Annotated in this window: 15 protein-coding genes and 2 pseudogenes; 8 read left to right on the top strand and 9 right to left on the bottom strand. The window is 56.3% G+C overall.

Annotation, left to right across the window (positions count from 1 at the left end; genetic code table 11):
- The first annotated feature begins 64 nt into the window (after positions 1-64).
- Positions 65-1,254, top strand: a pseudogene (locus PSH65_RS24505) (hypothetical protein).
- A 3-nt stretch (positions 1,255-1,257) separates the two neighbouring features.
- Here the strand turns inward: PSH65_RS24505 and PSH65_RS24500 are convergent.
- Positions 1,258-2,247 carry a hypothetical protein gene (locus PSH65_RS24500; protein ID WP_305422869.1) on the bottom strand — a complete coding sequence of 330 codons (990 nt, stop codon included), beginning with the start codon at positions 2,245-2,247 and terminating at the stop codon, positions 1,258-1,260.
- Positions 2,248-2,640: 393 nt separating this feature from the next.
- Between PSH65_RS24500 and PSH65_RS24495 the strand changes: the two genes are divergently transcribed.
- Together PSH65_RS24495 and PSH65_RS24490 are read left to right on the top strand one after the other, a co-directional pair.
- Positions 2,641-3,066 (top strand): helix-turn-helix domain-containing protein, encoded by a 426-nt coding sequence (locus PSH65_RS24495; RefSeq protein ID WP_305422868.1) that lies wholly within the window; start codon positions 2,641-2,643, stop codon positions 3,064-3,066.
- Positions 3,063-3,251 carry a type II toxin-antitoxin system Phd/YefM family antitoxin gene (locus PSH65_RS24490; protein ID WP_305427083.1) on the top strand — a complete coding sequence of 63 codons (189 nt, stop codon included), beginning with the start codon at positions 3,063-3,065 and terminating at the stop codon, positions 3,249-3,251. Before PSH65_RS24495 ends, PSH65_RS24490 begins: the two co-directional genes overlap by 4 nt.
- A gap of 17 nt (positions 3,252-3,268) precedes the next feature.
- Here the strand turns inward: PSH65_RS24490 and PSH65_RS24485 are convergent.
- From PSH65_RS24485 to PSH65_RS24450, 8 genes and pseudogenes are all read right to left on the bottom strand, one after another.
- Positions 3,269-3,337 (bottom strand): annotated as a pseudogene (locus PSH65_RS24485) (hypothetical protein); the annotation flags it as partial.
- Positions 3,338-3,393: 56 nt separating this feature from the next.
- Positions 3,394-3,645: a pyocin S6 family toxin immunity protein gene (locus tag PSH65_RS24480; protein ID WP_305422867.1), complete on the bottom strand. Its 252-nt coding sequence runs from the start codon at positions 3,643-3,645 to the stop codon at positions 3,394-3,396.
- A gap of 10 nt (positions 3,646-3,655) precedes the next feature.
- A complete protein-coding gene (locus PSH65_RS24475) occupies positions 3,656-4,846 on the bottom strand; it encodes an S-type pyocin domain-containing protein (RefSeq protein ID WP_305422866.1) in 1,191 nt (396 codons plus the stop codon).
- Positions 4,847-5,037: 191 nt separating this feature from the next.
- Positions 5,038-5,751, bottom strand: coding sequence for an HNH endonuclease signature motif containing protein (locus tag PSH65_RS24470; protein ID WP_305422865.1), 714 nt, complete (start codon positions 5,749-5,751; stop codon positions 5,038-5,040).
- A gap of 115 nt (positions 5,752-5,866) precedes the next feature.
- Complete coding sequence (locus PSH65_RS24465; RefSeq protein ID WP_305427046.1) at positions 5,867-6,400, bottom strand: Bro-N domain-containing protein; 534 nt, start codon at positions 6,398-6,400, stop codon at positions 5,867-5,869.
- Between the two features lie 391 nt (positions 6,401-6,791).
- Complete coding sequence (locus PSH65_RS24460; protein WP_007934889.1) at positions 6,792-8,042, bottom strand: ribonucleotide-diphosphate reductase subunit beta; 1,251 nt, start codon at positions 8,040-8,042, stop codon at positions 6,792-6,794.
- A 471-nt stretch (positions 8,043-8,513) separates the two neighbouring features.
- Complete coding sequence (locus tag PSH65_RS24455) at positions 8,514-8,747, bottom strand: hypothetical protein (RefSeq protein ID WP_305422863.1); 234 nt, start codon at positions 8,745-8,747, stop codon at positions 8,514-8,516.
- Between the two features lie 187 nt (positions 8,748-8,934).
- The gene (locus PSH65_RS24450) at positions 8,935-9,198 is read right to left on the bottom strand and encodes a DUF2790 domain-containing protein (RefSeq protein ID WP_305422862.1); all 264 of its coding nucleotides are present in this window, start codon (positions 9,196-9,198) and stop codon (positions 8,935-8,937) included.
- 469 nt (positions 9,199-9,667) lie between these two features.
- Here PSH65_RS24450 and acs point away from each other — a divergent pair, with 469 nt between their 5' ends.
- From acs to PSH65_RS24425, 5 genes are all read left to right on the top strand, one after another.
- On the top strand, positions 9,668-11,623 hold the full coding sequence (acs, locus tag PSH65_RS24445; RefSeq protein ID WP_305422860.1) for an acetate--CoA ligase: 1,956 nt from the start codon (positions 9,668-9,670) through the stop codon (positions 11,621-11,623).
- A gap of 699 nt (positions 11,624-12,322) precedes the next feature.
- Complete coding sequence (locus PSH65_RS24440; protein ID WP_305422859.1) at positions 12,323-13,096, top strand: ABC transporter substrate-binding protein; 774 nt, start codon at positions 12,323-12,325, stop codon at positions 13,094-13,096.
- Between the two features lie 90 nt (positions 13,097-13,186).
- The gene (locus tag PSH65_RS24435) at positions 13,187-13,876 is read left to right on the top strand and encodes an ABC transporter permease (RefSeq protein ID WP_305422858.1); all 690 of its coding nucleotides are present in this window, start codon (positions 13,187-13,189) and stop codon (positions 13,874-13,876) included.
- Positions 13,873-14,571, top strand: a complete 699-nt coding sequence (locus PSH65_RS24430; protein ID WP_305422857.1) for an ABC transporter permease — start codon at positions 13,873-13,875, stop codon at positions 14,569-14,571. Before PSH65_RS24435 ends, PSH65_RS24430 begins: the two co-directional genes overlap by 4 nt.
- 1 nt (position 14,572) lies before the next feature.
- Positions 14,573-15,685 carry a M14 family metallopeptidase gene (locus PSH65_RS24425; RefSeq protein WP_305422856.1) on the top strand — a complete coding sequence of 371 codons (1,113 nt, stop codon included), beginning with the start codon at positions 14,573-14,575 and terminating at the stop codon, positions 15,683-15,685.
- Positions 15,686-15,709 lie beyond the last annotated feature (24 nt).

Below are 15,709 nucleotides of genomic sequence, written 5' to 3'. Positions count from 1 at the left end.
TCGTTCAACCTGCGCCGCATTCAATCTGCTCGGCGCTGCTTCCGACTCATTCAGGGATCGATCAATGCTCAAAGGATTGTTACGCCTGGCGCCAGTCGCCGCGTTGTTATTCATGTTGTCTCCCACTGCTCATGCCGAGGATGGGAGACGGGTGTTCACCGGCACCCTGGGCAACATGCCGATTGTGCTGGAACTCAACACCAATCAGCCGGACGAAGTCACCGGCCGCTACTTCTATGAGAAATACCATCGCGACCTGGCGCTGAGCGGCTCGCTGCAAGAAGAGACGCTGACGCTAACCGAAGGCAACAACCGCTACGGCGACGACAACCCCCTGCCGAACCTGAAGCTGCAAGAAACGGCCAACGGCTGGCAGGGTGAATGGAAAAGCCCCAAGGGCAAAGTCCTTCAAGTGCAGTTGACCGAGGCCAACCCCCCAGCCCCGGCGGCGGACGCCTTGCCCTTCATTGCTTCGCTATCGAAAAGCGACCCTTACGAATATCTCCGCCTGCAGGCTTGAAACTCAAGCCGGGCAAGAAAGAGTCCTTCATGGGCTACGACCTGCAATGGTGGACGCAGCCCGAGTCCAGTCTCTCCATGTTCAGCGTCGAATCCGGCTACCCGAAAGCCGACCAGCAGCGGATCAATCAGCAATTGTTGGGGCGGCTCTGGAGCGAAGTCATCAGCTACCACGGCTGCCTGCTGCACGGTGTAAAGTATGCCGAGTTCGTCCAGGGTGTCGGCCCCAAATTCCTGTCACCCGATGTGGTCAGCCTGAACATCTCCACCAGCTACAGCTGCGGTGGCGCGCACCCGGACTTTGGCAATTCACCGATCAACCTCGACGTTCGTACCGGTCATAATCTGTCGCTGGAAGACGTGCTGTGGATTGGCAAAGGCAAGCCGCTGCTGCACGCCGATCGCGACGGCGCGGGCGACACAGCCTTGACCGAGGAAGAAGACAAAGCACGATTCACCTATCAGCGCGAAGTGTTCGTGCCATGGCTGATCAAACGTTTCACCGCGCTGTACCCCGACGAAATGCAGATGCCGGTGGACGAGGACAGTTGCGATTACACCGACGAAAGCGTTTGGGGGTATTCCAACTGGTACTTCACCGATAAAGGCCTGTACCTGGGACCGTACTTCGCCCGCGTGCAACGCAATTGCGATGACCCGGGCTGGTCTGTACTGCCGTACGCCGTGGTCAAGCAACATCCCGGCGCGGTCAAACTCGACCTGTCACAAAATTAAACCTTAGCCCGACGCCAACCCCGGCGCTTCCCGAATAATGAAGTGATCCAGGTTCTCAATATTGGCACTGAACACCCCGAACGTTTGTTCGGGGTTTTTCTTGCTCGGCACCTGCTTCAACTCCGGCGTCACGCCATAAAAGAAGCAATACAACTCCGCTTCACTGTCGACGGCGTGCTTGATCTCTTCCAAAAACGCTTTGCGCTTGCGGTAGTTGTCGATCAGCTTCTTGCTCAGATAAACGTTCACCGAATAAGGCTTCTTCTTCGCCTCGTCCGGTTGCTTGAACCAGACCTTCTGTTCGAAATCGATGCGAAAGCTCTGCGTGTAATCCTGGATCTCCTTGATCTTGCCCCAGTAAATCAGCCCCTTATTGTCCTGCAGGTATTCGATCTTCTTGAAGAACGACCCATAGGGCGCCGTGTGCTCACCAATCTTCAGCGGCATGCGCTTGAGCAGCTCCTTGTCCTCGAAGTTCGACACAAAACACTCCACCGGATGGGCGAAGACGCTGGTCTTGTCCGGCGCCGACTCGCGAGTCGGATGCTCGACGTTACTGGCCGCTGAAGCTGGTTTTGCGTCATCCCGCATAACATCCGCCGCCACGGTTGGGTTCGACGGCTTACGCACATACTCACGCCGAGTCAGCAACAACTCCGACGGGAAATGCTCCTCCCGACTGTCATCCGATTCCGCTCCATCCGCCTCCAGGCCCGACGCCGGCGTCTTCAGACTGACATAAGGACAATCCGCAACATGCCGCGTGCTGGGCATGTTCTTGAAGTGCGGCGTGCGCACGTAATTCACATTCTTGGCGTTGAACGTCCCCAGCACGTTGGCGGCATCAAACGCCGAACGGCAGGCATCGTTGGGGCACTGGAAGTGTTCCTTGGCGGAATCGAAATCCATGGTTTCGTCGAAATTCAAATCGCGCACGTCATAGATCGACAGCTTGTCGTCGAGGCTGAGGCAGTAGGCGAGGTCGAATTTCATGGTGGGCTCGGGTCCTTGAGTGGGGAAGGGTATTAATAGCGGGAGGCGGGGCGGGTTGCACTGACTGTTTTCGACGCGGTGCAAAATCCGTAGCGATGCACCGGTCAATGGGCAGGGCTTTAGACGCTACTTTTGAAAAACGCTCAGCTCGACGCTGACCCTGTGGCGAGGGGATTTATCCCCGCTGGGCTGCGAAGCAGCCCCAGTCCATTGCCAATAAAAAAACGCCGCCCGAACAAGAATGACAGCGTTGCAATTGCAGCCCGCTTCACCACGCGCGTGCATAACCGGAATTATATTGCTGGAAGTGGAGAGTTGAGCCACGATAGTTGGCATTATAGTTCCGACTGTGTGGCAAGCCATGCCAGGACGCTTGGTTGAATGGGGGCTGCGATGAAAGAGAACATCAACGAATGGCGCAGGGAGCTCATTGACGACATCGTCATGCAGCATGTGACGGGGATCGAAACCCTGGGCACCGCTATTCGTCGGCTAAGGCTTGAAGTGACCGGTTTCGACCAGGAAACCTTTGCAGCCATGTGCAAGATGTCGACCAAGGCTCTGTACCAGATCGAGAAGGACAAGGCTAATCCGACCGTCAGCACCCTCGAAGCCATCCTGAGGAAGTTCGGGCTGCGGCTGGGGCTGACCATTGCCACAACCCTTTACACGCCGCCGCTTGGGCAGCAAAAGCCGGTTTCCAAAGCGCCCGTTCGCGGCGCCAATCCTAAACGCAAGTCCGCAGGGCAGCTTAGTAGAGTGGCTACGTTGCGAGCGGCAACGAAGACCAAGGATGGCGACAAGAGCCCGACCGAATGAGTGATGACGCAAAATCCGCAGGTGCGCGTGCATGGCAGGGCGGCAGGGTGGTGATCACCAAGGCCGGCAAGCCTTATCTGGACCTGCTGCCCCATGTCGATTCACCGCAGACGCGCAAGCCTAGGCGATTAAAGGGGAAGATTCGGATGTCGGTGGATTTTGACAGGGCTTCAAGTTCACCATGAAAAATATCCCACTCGTAAATTGTTCTACCCTTCGCATCCGTCCTGCGATCCCGAAGTCCTCCCTTGTATTGGGTTTTCTTGAGCAAAAGCCCGATCAGTGTGATTGGTCAGGGCTTTATTTGACTAATTGTGACAATGGATTTCATTGCTTGGCGCAAGTGCCCATAAAGTACTCTAGACCCTCAGGAAAACTGACGCCTAGAAGTTCTGACAGCGTCATTACCTGACTCTCGCTTAAAAGTAATTCTCCTGGTTCCACTTCGTTTAGTGGCTTCGATTCAATAAGATGGGCAACTTTCTCATTGAGCTCAGTTCCTTCGATATCCAGCTCAAACTGCAAAGAGTCGTCCTGTCTGTCATCCGGATAAAAGCCAGTTATTGAAAGGTGGCGCATGCTGTAATCCTTAATTTCTTGAGGTTTTTCTGCCTGGTTTCGCAGGTTCTATTTGTTCGCCTGTGATGTGGTTGAATTCGCCTAAATGGACTCCGAGTTTGTCGTATTTTTCCACAGCATTACTTTTGTAGTCCCATTCATAAATTCGCCCCTTACGGTCAACCCAACGAGCGCGTTTCTTTCCTCCCCCTTGAACAGATGACTTCGACTTTACTCGGGTTGTATCTGGAAATGCGGGAAGCGTTTTCGGGTGGTCATAATACGAATGATCACCGATTTGGCTGAGAACAATGTAAACCGGCCTAATCCCTGAATCAGCCGGAAACACGAGGATGAAATCCTTGTACTCCGGCGGATAAACCGGGTTCACGATGATGCTGTCAGCCGCTTTCGTCGGGGGGTAAACCCAGATATGCGGCGCTTGCGGGGCAGTCTCCAGCGCAGGAATGCCCAGGATGTCGGAACCATCTACAGCCGGGGTCCAGATCAGTTCAATGCCGTCACCCAGGTCAGCCACCTGCTGGCTGCCACGCAATGTGAACTGCGCGACATCCACCATTTCCCAGTCGCGATTTTTGCCGGTGTAGAAACCGTATCCCTTTAGGCTGCCGTCAGTCTGTTGCTCGACCCGCAGGCGAACGCGGGTGCGGGCCTGTTTGAGCGCACGGAGTTGGTCTTCGGTGTAAAGCGAGCTGTCGCCCAGACTCGAGGGTGTGACCAAAGCTACGAGACCAACCAGCGCCGCTGCGACGGTGCCTGCGGCTGCGGCGGGGATAGCGGCGAATGCCGAGCCGGCCAAAGCGAGGGAGCCCAGACCGACGGGAATCGCAGTGCCACTGATCTTCTTCAGTGGCACTGCGCCTGATTCATCCGCTTCGCGAGCACCCAGCAGAATCAGGTCACCGTAGTCTTTCAGGCTATCGGTCGGCACCATCCCTGAGGGATTCGAGTAATCGATGATGGCGTCCGGCAGCTTGCAGGACTTGGCGAAGACACATCCTGCTTGAGTGAGCCTCTGCTTTTCCGCTATGACCTGACGGCTGCGTTCGAAGGCGTCTTGCCTGGCCAGCATGGCCTCGTAGGCTTTTTGTCTGGCGTCTCGCTCGGCCAATTCGGTGGCAGTCATGTAGCGGTTGGTGACGTGATGCCCATCACCGGAGGGTGGATTCTTAATCCGCGGAATGTCCTTGTTGCCAGCCACTGATCATCCTTTCGTTCATTCATCGGCAGCCCCGGAAAAGGGGCTGCGCGACATTAACTAACGTGGCTAATCGTGGCTGTAGGACGAGTCCTGGATGACTCTAGGTGTTTTCTTTTTTTTCAGGACGGCAGCGCAAATCTTACGACTCGCCGCCTTTGTGTACATGCGCCGATGAAGTTTTCCAGGCCCAATCACTCAAACTTCAACCGCTCCACCTTCTGAAACAGTGAAGCTGTGAACTCATCCCGGTCGCTCGAATGGTGACAACGTCGATGACAATTCGGACATAGCGCCACGGCATTGCTCGGGCGATCCGAACCTTCCTGCGCCAAATGCTTAACGTGATGAACCTCAAGAAACGGCTTGCCGTCCTTTTCAAACGGAGCCGGTTTTCCGCAACCCTCGCAGATACCCTTGGCCTCTTTCCGCACCCAGGCTCTAACCTCAGGATCGCGTACAAAAGAGTTGCTCGAGCTCGGCACTTGTTGTGGTTTCAATATCCCCTTCGGCTCGCCTTTGAACGGTCGCTTCTCAAGTTTGGCAGCACGTTCTTCTAGCGTTGCTTCATCGGCGGTCGGGGCAAAGTCTTCCGGCGTTACAGTATTCGGCGCGTTCAGCGCTTCACGAATGCTACGCGCAACATTCGCGCCGACATTCTTGGCAGGTTTGTATCCCTCAATGCGATCTCGTTCGAGTTCGACCAGCACGGTAGAGATGTTCTGCATTCGAAACTCAACCGAGCCTTTGGTGCGGCCCGCTAAGGCACCTTCGCGCAGGACGCGATTCTCGTGAGCCTTATTGACCTTCTGACCGCTTTGCTCGCGTGACAACATGCTGAGATAGGCATCGACCGCAGCCTGAATCTCCACGTCACTCCAATCGCTATTGCTTTTTTCCGTATCCATACAATCGCCGAGGGTTGAAACCCTCGGACGATACTGAGTGGCGATTACGACTGTCTACGAAAATTCCTACAAAAAATAGCGATGGATCTCGCAAGAGATCCTACAAATACGTCTTCTAACCCATCGAATGCTTCGACGACTGAAATACCTGCGCAACCTTCCGCCACCAAGGCATAACCACCGTCACGCGCCGCTGCGATTGATCGCTCAACAGGTACGGCATGTCCCGAAGCCGAATCCAACTTTCATCCTGCCAATGAAGCAAACTCAACGACATCTCCGGCCAATCCAACACACTCAACATCGGACGATCCGAATTTTCCGAGGGTTTTGCATCGCGTAAGGCTGGCACCACCTGATGGGTCAACCATTCTCGCAGCAACCGATTCCCTGGAACGTAGTGATACACCAGCAGCGCATACACGCCGGACTCGCTGAGCATTAGCTGTTTTTCTGGTTGTCGGAAACACTCAATCCACAAAATGCGACGCTGATCTTTATCCAGCTTGCTGACCATACGATCACTCAGATGGACACCCATCAAACGGCCAACATCGCGGGCGCAGAACCATGGTTGATTTTCAAGAAGAAGGGCGTGGAGGTGAAGGTTGTGGCGGGTGAAGATAGTCGGCCTAAAGGGATCACGCATGACCAATCGGTGTGGAGTTTCTGCAGGCATATCCATTACCTCTACGTATGAGTGGAAGAGGGCCGGAACCCAACGTAGAGGATCTAAGAAATCCCAACAGGCTGTTTCTCCCCCCTCACAAGATATACGCGTATATCGCTGATATCAGCGCGCGTACTGTGGAAAGGAAGTTAGCTTCTACGTTGGGCGTTTCTTAGGCACCTGCTATAGAGCTTAGAGATGCTCTGAAACGACATCAATGCGGACGGCGCTGGAATTGTTGTAGGAGTTTTAGTAGTGAAGGTCGAATTAGTGAGAATTTTCTTACCCAATAAAAAGGCCCCGATCAGATCGGGGCCTCTTGCAATTCGATTTTTCGATTTACATCGTCAAATCATGGCGAGCTTGGGAATCAATCCCAGCTAAGCGCCCCACCAGTCTGATACTCAATAACCCGAGTCTCAAAGAAATTCTTCTCTTTCTTCAAGTCCATAATCTCGCTCATCCAAGGGAACGGGTTAGTCGTCCCTGGATACTCTTCCTTCAAACCAATCTGCGACAGACGACGGTTAGCGATGAACTTCAGGTAGTCCTCCATCATCGCCGCATTCATACCGAGTACGCCGCGAGGCATGGTGTCACGAGCGTATTCAATCTCCAGCTGAGTCCCCTGCAGAATCATCTGGCTCGCTTCTTCCTTCATCTCAGCATCCCACAAGTGCGGGTTTTCGATTTTGATCTGGTTGATCACGTCGATGCCGAAGTTCAGGTGCATGGATTCGTCGCGCAGGATGTATTGGAACTGCTCGGCGACGCCGGTCATTTTGTTGCGGCGGCCCATGGAGAGGATTTGGGTGAAGCCGCAGTAGAAGAAGATGCCTTCCAGAACGCAGTAGTAGGCGATCAGGTTGCGCAGCAATTCTTTGTCGGTTTCGACGGTGCCGGTTTCGAACTTCGGATCGGAGATCGAACGGGTGTATTTCAGGCCCCAGGTGGCTTTTTTCGCGACCGATGGGATCTCGTGGTACATGTTGAAGATCTCGCCTTCATCCATGGCCAACGATTCGATGCAGTACTGGTAGGCGTGGGTGTGGATCGCCTCTTCGAAGGCCTGGCGCAGGATGTACTGGCGGCATTCCGGGTTGGTGATCAGGCGGTACACGGCCAGGACCAGGTTGTTGGCAACCAGGGAGTCGGCGGTGGAGAAGAAGCCGAGGTTGCGCATCACGATGCGGCGCTCATCGTCGGTCAGGCCTTCCGGGTTTTTCCAGAGGGCGATGTCGGCGGTCATGTTGACTTCTTGCGGCATCCAGTGGTTTGCGCAGCCGTCCAGGTACTTCTGCCATGCCCAGTCGTACTTGAATGGGACGAGCTGGTTGAGGTCGGCGCGGCAGTTGATCATGCGCTTTTCATCGACAGCGACACGGGCAGAGGCGCCTTCCAGTTCGGCGAGGCCTTCGGCGACGTCGAGGGAATCCAGGGCAGCCTTGGCGCGAGCGATTGCGGCGGAGTCCGTCGCGGTCACGGCGCGGGCCTCTTGAGCGGCGGCACCACCGGCGCTGTCGAGGCGGTCCATGTTGGCTTCAGAAGCGTGGCCGGCATTGGCGCCTTTTACAGCGACTTCGCCGTCATCTTCTTTGTCGAATTCGTCCCAGCTCAGCATGACGTGTCGTCTCCTGCGTGAGGGCCAGATTGCCCGTGTGAAAACTGATAGGTTGGTTTTTCACACAGCCGTTTCTGGCCGCGTTGGATCTATAAGGAAATGTAGCTTGCAGTAGTAAAACTTACGCACGCAATACATGGATTCTGTACGGAGCAAGCCGACTAGTCGCGTTGTGGTAGGGCAAATTGCCTACCAGCCGCCTGGGGCTTAGCTTACCGAGGGTTGAGACCTATATGAGAATATTTTACGGTCAAATCAACGGCGGTGAGTATAAGACTTTTGATGAGGTTTCGGACCGTTTTTTTCGATCAGATTGCCGCACCTGTGGAAAGAGACAAGAGGGAAATGACGCGAGGCTAGCGTGTGCTGGGTCTGAAGGCAGGAGGGAGACAAAAAATGTATTTCGTCAGCTTTTCTAGCTGGAAATGACTAAGCCCGACGGAAGTCGGGCTTTAATGTTGTGTTCAGCCATCAGCTAAAACGAGCTGCGCCTACGTGGTCAGAACCATCAGCAGCAACCTTGGCAGCGCCAGTGTGATCGAAGCCATCAGAAGCGAAAGACGCCGAACCGGTGTGGTCGTAACCGTCAGAAGCGACAGCTGCGTCGTTGAAAGCAGCCGAGCCAGTGCGGTCGTAGCCGTCGGCGGCGAAGGTGTTGGCGGCCAGGACGGAAAGGGTCAGGGCGAGGATCAGTTTGGTTTTCATGGTAGTGGCTCCAGGTTCGTTGGCGTTGTGTGCCTTGGGTGTGGAATTCATCCTACGCCAACTAATTTGATTAAAAAGCGCAAATAAATGCTTAAAGCAATCGTATTTATCGATGTGATGCTCAGCGCTTCACCTGCCTTTAAAGTGGGCGGGTGGGTTGAGCCTTGATAAATAAGAGTGGGGCGGATCAGCCGTTAGAACAGCCGTTACCCATGACGCTGTAGCGCAGAATATGCCGCTGGCCTTTGGAGTCGTCGTACACCATTTTGGCCGGAACCACTTCGCAGACATGCGGGATTTCGCTCATCGATATGACTTTGGCGATGTCCAGGTGGGTGGAGTAGGTGTATTCCTCAATGGCGGGTTGTTGCTGTGCAACATCAGTCGGGACCTCATCCGCCATGGCGGTTGCGCACAGACTGCTGAGGGCCAGAACCAATAAAGCTTTCATTTCAAATTTACCTTTCTGAGGTCGAATGGGGTCACGCAATCTTTTTGGGATTGCGTGTGGAGCTTTAATAATGGGATTTGGATTAACTGCCTTCGTGGGGGCTGCAACTGGGTTAATCACGTTGCCGTGTTGGCGAGACCGATTTTAGGCCTGGGGGTGACGTGCATATAGCCGTGCTTTTGATAAACACCTTTGGCAGATTTGGTAACAATCCCCAAGAGTTCGCCCGGTATCTACTGCGCAGAATCTGCCGAAGATTGCGATCATTCGACTAAAAATGCCGAAGATCAAAAGATCGCAGCCTCCGGCGGCTCCTACGAAGCCCCGGAATAGCCGGGTTTGAGCGCCTCGTCGCGGTATAGCCACATTTTGTAGGGGCTTGTTACTACCATCGTCGAATGGTTCTATAGGCCCGCCCCGGCTACAACTGGGGCCATACAAAAACAACTATTCCACCGAGGTAAGAAAGATGAGTGCGGCTTCTTTGTATCCCGTTCGTCCCGAGGTAGCAGCCAACACGCTGACTGACGAGGCCACCTATAAGGCCATGTACCAGCAGTCGGTCGTCAACCCGGACGGCTTCTGGCGTGAACAAGCCAAGCGCCTCGACTGGATCAAGCCTTTCACCACGGTGAAGCAGACGTCCTTCGACGATCACCATGTCGACATCAAATGGTTCGCCGACGGCACCCTGAACGTTTCCTACAACTGCCTCGACCGTCATCTGGCCGAGCGCGGCGATCAAATCGCGATTATTTGGGAAGGGGATGACCCTGCCGAAAGCCGCAACATCACTTACCGTGAGCTGCACGAAGAAGTCTGCAAGTTCGCCAACGCCTTGCGTGGCCAGGATGTGCACCGCGGCGACGTGGTGACGATCTATATGCCGATGATCCCCGAAGCCGTGGTCGCCATGCTGGCCTGCACCCGGATCGGCGCGATTCACTCGGTAGTGTTCGGCGGTTTCTCGCCGGAAGCCCTGGCCGGTCGCATCATCGACTGCCGCTCGAAAGTGGTGATCACTGCCGACGAAGGTATTCGTGCCGGCAAGAAGATCCCGCTCAAGTCCAACGTCGATGACGCGCTGACCAACCCGGAAACCCACAGCATTCAGAAAGTCATCGTGTGCAAGCGCACCGGTGGCAACATCAAGTGGAACCAGCATCGCGACATCTGGTACGAAGACCTGATGAAAGTGGCGGGCAGTGTGTGCGCGCCGAAAGAGATGGGCGCTGAAGAAGCGCTGTTCATCCTTTATACCTCCGGTTCCACCGGCAAGCCGAAGGGCGTGCAGCACACCACTGGCGGTTATCTGCTGTATGCGGCGATGACCCACGAGCGTGTGTTCGACTACCGTCCGGGCGAAATCTACTGGTGCACCGCCGACGTCGGTTGGGTCACCGGTCACAGCTATATCGTCTACGGCCCATTGGCCAACGGCGCGACCACGCTGCTGTTCGAAGGCGTGCCGAACTATCCGGACATCACCCGGGTGGCGAAGATCGTCGACAAGCACAAGGTCAACATCCTCTACACGGCGCCAACCGCGATCCGCGCAATGATGGCGTCGGGCAAAGCCGCTGTGGAAGGTGCCGATGGCAGCAGCCTGCGTCTGTTGGGTTCGGTCGGTGAGCCGATCAACCCGGAAGCGTGGGATTGGTACTACAAGAACGTCGGCCAGTCCCGTTGCCCGATCGTCGACACCTGGTGGCAAACCGAAACCGGCGGCAACATGATGAGCCCGCTGCCGGGCGCTCATGCCCTCAAGCCGGGTTCTGCGGCGCGTCCGTTCTTCGGTGTGGTGCCAGCGTTGGTCGACAACCTGGGCAACATCATCGAAGGCGTGGCCGAGGGTAACCTGGTGATTCTCGATTCGTGGCCAGGCCAGGCGCGCACGCTGTACGGCGACCATGACCGCTTCGTCGATACTTACTTCAAGACCTTCCGTGGCATGTATTTCACTGGCGACGGCGCACGTCGCGACGAAGACGGTTACTACTGGATCACCGGGCGTGTGGATGACGTGCTTAACGTTTCCGGGCACCGCATGGGTACCGCCGAGATCGAAAGCGCGATGGTCGCTCACCCGAAAGTCGCCGAGGCGGCGGTGGTGGGGGTGCCGCATGACATCAAGGGGCAGGGCATTTATGTCTACGTGACCCTGAACGGTGGCGAAGAGCCGACCGAGCAATTGCGTCTGGAACTGAAAAACTGGGTGCGTAAAGAGATCGGCCCGATTGCTTCGCCAGATGTGATTCAGTGGGCGCCGGGGCTGCCGAAAACCCGTTCGGGCAAGATCATGCGCCGGATTCTGCGCAAGATTGCGACGGCGGAATACGACGGGTTGGGCGATATTTCGACCCTGGCCGATCCGGGTGTGGTGCAGCATTTGATTGATACGCACAAGACCATGAACGTCGCGTAAGCGCTGATTCCTGAGTCATCGAAGCCCTGCCAGGCGTTGAGCCTGGTGGGGCTTTTTATTGCCTGATGTTTTTGTATCGGCAGTCCAGGCCTCATCGCGGGCAAGCCCGCTCCCACAAGGATTTGTGGCGTGCATGCAATCTGAACCACCTCCCAAAAACCTGTGGGAGCGGGCTTGCCCGCGATGGCGGCCTGTCAGGCGCAACATAAACAACGGCCAATAATTATCGGTGTCAGCCGTAGGTCAATTCCCACTGTTACCCACCCCCCTTCAAGTTACTGAATGTGTAACCGCACGCCCGACAACGAGGCATTGGGAAACGCAAAGCCCCATCACAGGGCCTCTAAACCCGCCATGAAAAATAAGACACAACGCTGCGCTTGCCGGATTAGAAGGGTTTGCGAATAATAGGCCCGCAATTTGCAATATAGATCGGTTCACTGTCTTTTGCTCTTGCATGAAATTGCAAGACTGTCAACGCGCTCAAGCGGCTTTCTCGGTGCATCTGTAATTTGTTGTCGCATTGAAGAAATATCGGCTTCGGGCCTGTCGTTAGAATGCCGATCACTCGCTCGTCGTTGCCTGCGTTGAAATCAGCGCACGGTTCCTAGGACGCAGCACCGTTTTTTGGTTTAACCATTCGCATATTGGGCTGTCGCTCACTCTGCCGTTTTTGCCCTTTACCGATGGAGTCCCAAGATGAAGAAACTCGTGCTGCTTGGCGCCCTGGCACTGTCCGTGCTGTCCCTGCCGACCTTCGCCGATGAAAAACCTCTGAAAATCGGTATCGAAGCGGCTTACCCTCCGTTCGCCTCCAAAGCACCGGACGGCAGCATCGTGGGTTTCGACTACGACATCGGCAACGCCCTGTGCGAAGAGATGAAGGTCAAGTGCCAGTGGGTCGAGCAAGAGTTTGACGGCCTGATCCCGGCACTCAAGGTGCGCAAGATCGACGCAATCCTGTCGTCCATGTCGATCACTGAAGACCGCAAGAAGTCCGTGGACTTCACCAACAAGTACTACAACACCCCGGCTCGCCTGGTCATGAAGGCCGGCACTCAGGTCAGCGAAAGCCTGGCTGAGTTGAAGGGCAAGAACATCGGCGTACAACGTGGTTCGATCCACGAGCGTTTCGCCCGCGAAGTCCTGGCCCCACTGGGTGCCGAGATCAAGCCTTACGGTTCGCAGAATGAAATCTACCTCGACGTTGCCGCCGGTCGCCTCGACGGCACCGTGGCAGACGCTACGCTGCTGGATGACGGCTTCCTGAAAACCGACGCCGGCAAGGGCTTCGCCTTCGTTGGCCCGGCCTTCACCGACGTCAAATACTTCGGCGACGGCGTGGGTATCGCGGTTCGCAAGGGCGATGGTCTGAAAGACAAGATCAACACCGCGATCGCGGCCATTCGCGAGAACGGCAAGTACAAGCAAATCCAGGACAAATACTTCGCCTTCGATATCTACGGCAAGTAATCGTCCCCGCAACAAGTCCGAAATGGCGCAAGCAACAGGATCTCTGAGGTTTGCGCCATTTTTTCATCCCAACTTTCGAGGACCTGAATCATGTTGAAAGGCTACGGGGCTGTCATCCTCGATGGCGCATGGCTGACGCTTCAGCTCGCCTTGTCGTCCATGGTCTTGGCCATTGTTCTGGGTCTGATCGGCGTTGCGCTGCGTCTGTCCCCAATACGCTGGCTGGCCTGGCTGGGCGATCTGTATTCCACGGTGATCCGCGGTATTCCCGACCTGGTGCTGATCCTGCTGATTTTCTACGGTGGCCAGGACCTGCTCAACCGCGTCGCGCCGATGCTCGGCTATGACGACTACATCGACCTGAACCCGTTGGCCGCCGGTATCGGCACCTTGGGCTTCATCTTCGGTGCGTACCTGTCGGAAACCTTCCGTGGTGCGTTCATGGCCATCCCCAAGGGGCAGGCGGAAGCCGGCATGGCGTACGGCATGAGCAGTTTTCAGGTGTTCTTCCGGGTGTTGGTGCCGCAGATGATTCGTCTGGCGATTCCGGGTTTCACCAACAACTGGCTGGTACTGACCAAGGCGACCGCGCTGATTTCGGTGGTCGGTCTGCAAGACATGATGTTCAAGGCCAAGCAGGCGGCAGACGCTACCCGCGAGCCTTTCACCTTCTTCCTCGCAGTGGCGGCGATGTACCTGGTGATCACCAGTGTCTCGTTGCTGGCATTGCGTCATCTTGAGAAGCGCTACTCGGTAGGCGTAAGGGCGGCTGAGCTATGATCTTCGACTACAACGTCATTTGGGAGGCCTTGCCGCTGTACTTCGGCGGCCTGGTGACCACCCTTAAATTGCTCGCGCTGTCGCTGTTTTTCGGTTTGCTGGCGGCACTGCCGCTGGGGCTGATGCGCGTCTCCAAGCAGCCGCTGGTCAACATGAGTGCCTGGCTGTTCACCTACGTGATCCGCGGCACGCCGATGCTGGTGCAGCTGTTTTTGATCTACTACGGTCTGGCGCAGTTTGAAGCGGTACGTGAAAGCTTCCTCTGGCCATGGCTGTCCAGCGCCACGTTCTGTGCGTGCCTGGCCTTCGCCATCAACACCAGCGCCTACACCGCTGAAATCATCGCTGGCAGCCTGCGCGCCACGCCGAATGGCGAGATTGAAGCGGCCAAGGCCATGGGCATGTCGCGGGTCAAAATGTACAAGCGGATCCTGCTGCCATCGGCCCTGCGCCGGGCACTGCCGCAGTACAGCAACGAAGTGATCATGATGCTGCAGACCACCAGTCTGGCGTCGATCGTGACCCTGATCGACATCACCGGTGCCGCGCGCACGGTTAACGCTCAGTTCTACTTGCCGTTCGAAGCCTACATCACCGCCGGCGTGTTCTACCTGTGCCTGACGTTCATTCTGGTGCGCCTGTTCAAAATGGCCGAGCACCGCTGGCTGGGCTATCTGGCCCCGCGGAAGCACTGATATGGAACGCATCGATCATGCATTGCCGTGGAGCCACCTGGGTAGCGAGCGCCGGATTTCGGTGTTCCGCTTCGGCGCTGGCGAGCGCAAGGCCTACATCCAGGCCAGCCTGCACGCCGATGAACTGCCGGGGATGCGCACCGCCTGGGAGCTGAAAAAGCGCCTGACCGAACTCGAAGCCCAAGGCTTGCTCAATGGTGTGATCGAACTGGTGCCGGTGGCCAATCCATTGGGCCTCGGTCAACTGCTTCAGGGTAATCATCAGGGGCGTTTCGAGGCCGGCAGCGGCAAGAACTTCAACCGGGATTTCGTCGAACTGAGCGAGCCCGTGGCCGCTGAGCTCCAAGGGCACTTGGGTGACGATCCTCACGCCAACATCCGTTTGATCCGTGAAACCATGAGCGATGTGCTGGCTGCATTGCCACCGGCCGCCAGTCAGTTGCAAGGCATGCAGCGCATCTTGCTCAGCCATGCCTGCACCGCCGATGTGGTGCTGGATTTGCACTGCGATTGCGAGGCAGCGCTGCACATGTATGCCTTGCCGCAGCACTGGCCGCATTGGCGTTCACTGGCCGCGCACTTGAACGTCAAGGTCGGGCTGCTGGCGGAAGATTCCGGCGGCAGTTCCTTTGATGAAGCGTGTTCGCTGCCTTGGCTGCGTCTGTCGCGTCTGTTTCCGGATGCCCGGATTCCACTGGCCTGCCTGGCGACGACCATCGAGTTGGGCGGCCAATCCGATACCGGTCGCCCAGAGGCGCAGGCTTACGCTGAAGGCATTCTGGCGTTCCTCGCTGAACAAGGCTTGATCAGCGGCGAATGGCCAAAACCTGCGCAAGATGCTTGCGAAGGTATGCCGTTCGAAGGCACCGAAATGCTGTTCGCGCCGCATCCTGGCGTGGTGAGTTTTCTGCGCAGGCCCGGTGAGTGGGTTGAAGCCGGCGACGAGATTTTTGAAGTGATCGATCCGTTATCGGATCGGGTCAGCACGGTGTGTGCTGGTACGTCCGGGGTGCTGTTTGCCATTGAGCGGCTGCGTTACGCCCAACCCGGTTTCTGGCTGGCCAAGGTGGCGGGGCGCGAAGCGCTTCGTCACGGGCGCTTGCTCAACGACTGACTGACTGTTTTTGTGAGAACCGAC

Source organism: Pseudomonas sp. FP603 (assembly GCF_030687415.1).
In the GTDB taxonomy this organism is placed as follows: Bacteria; Pseudomonadota; Gammaproteobacteria; order Pseudomonadales; family Pseudomonadaceae; genus Aquipseudomonas; species Aquipseudomonas wuhanensis.
The sequence above is the reverse complement of the archived record's forward strand: the minus strand, read 5'-3'. Positions and strand labels throughout refer to the sequence as shown.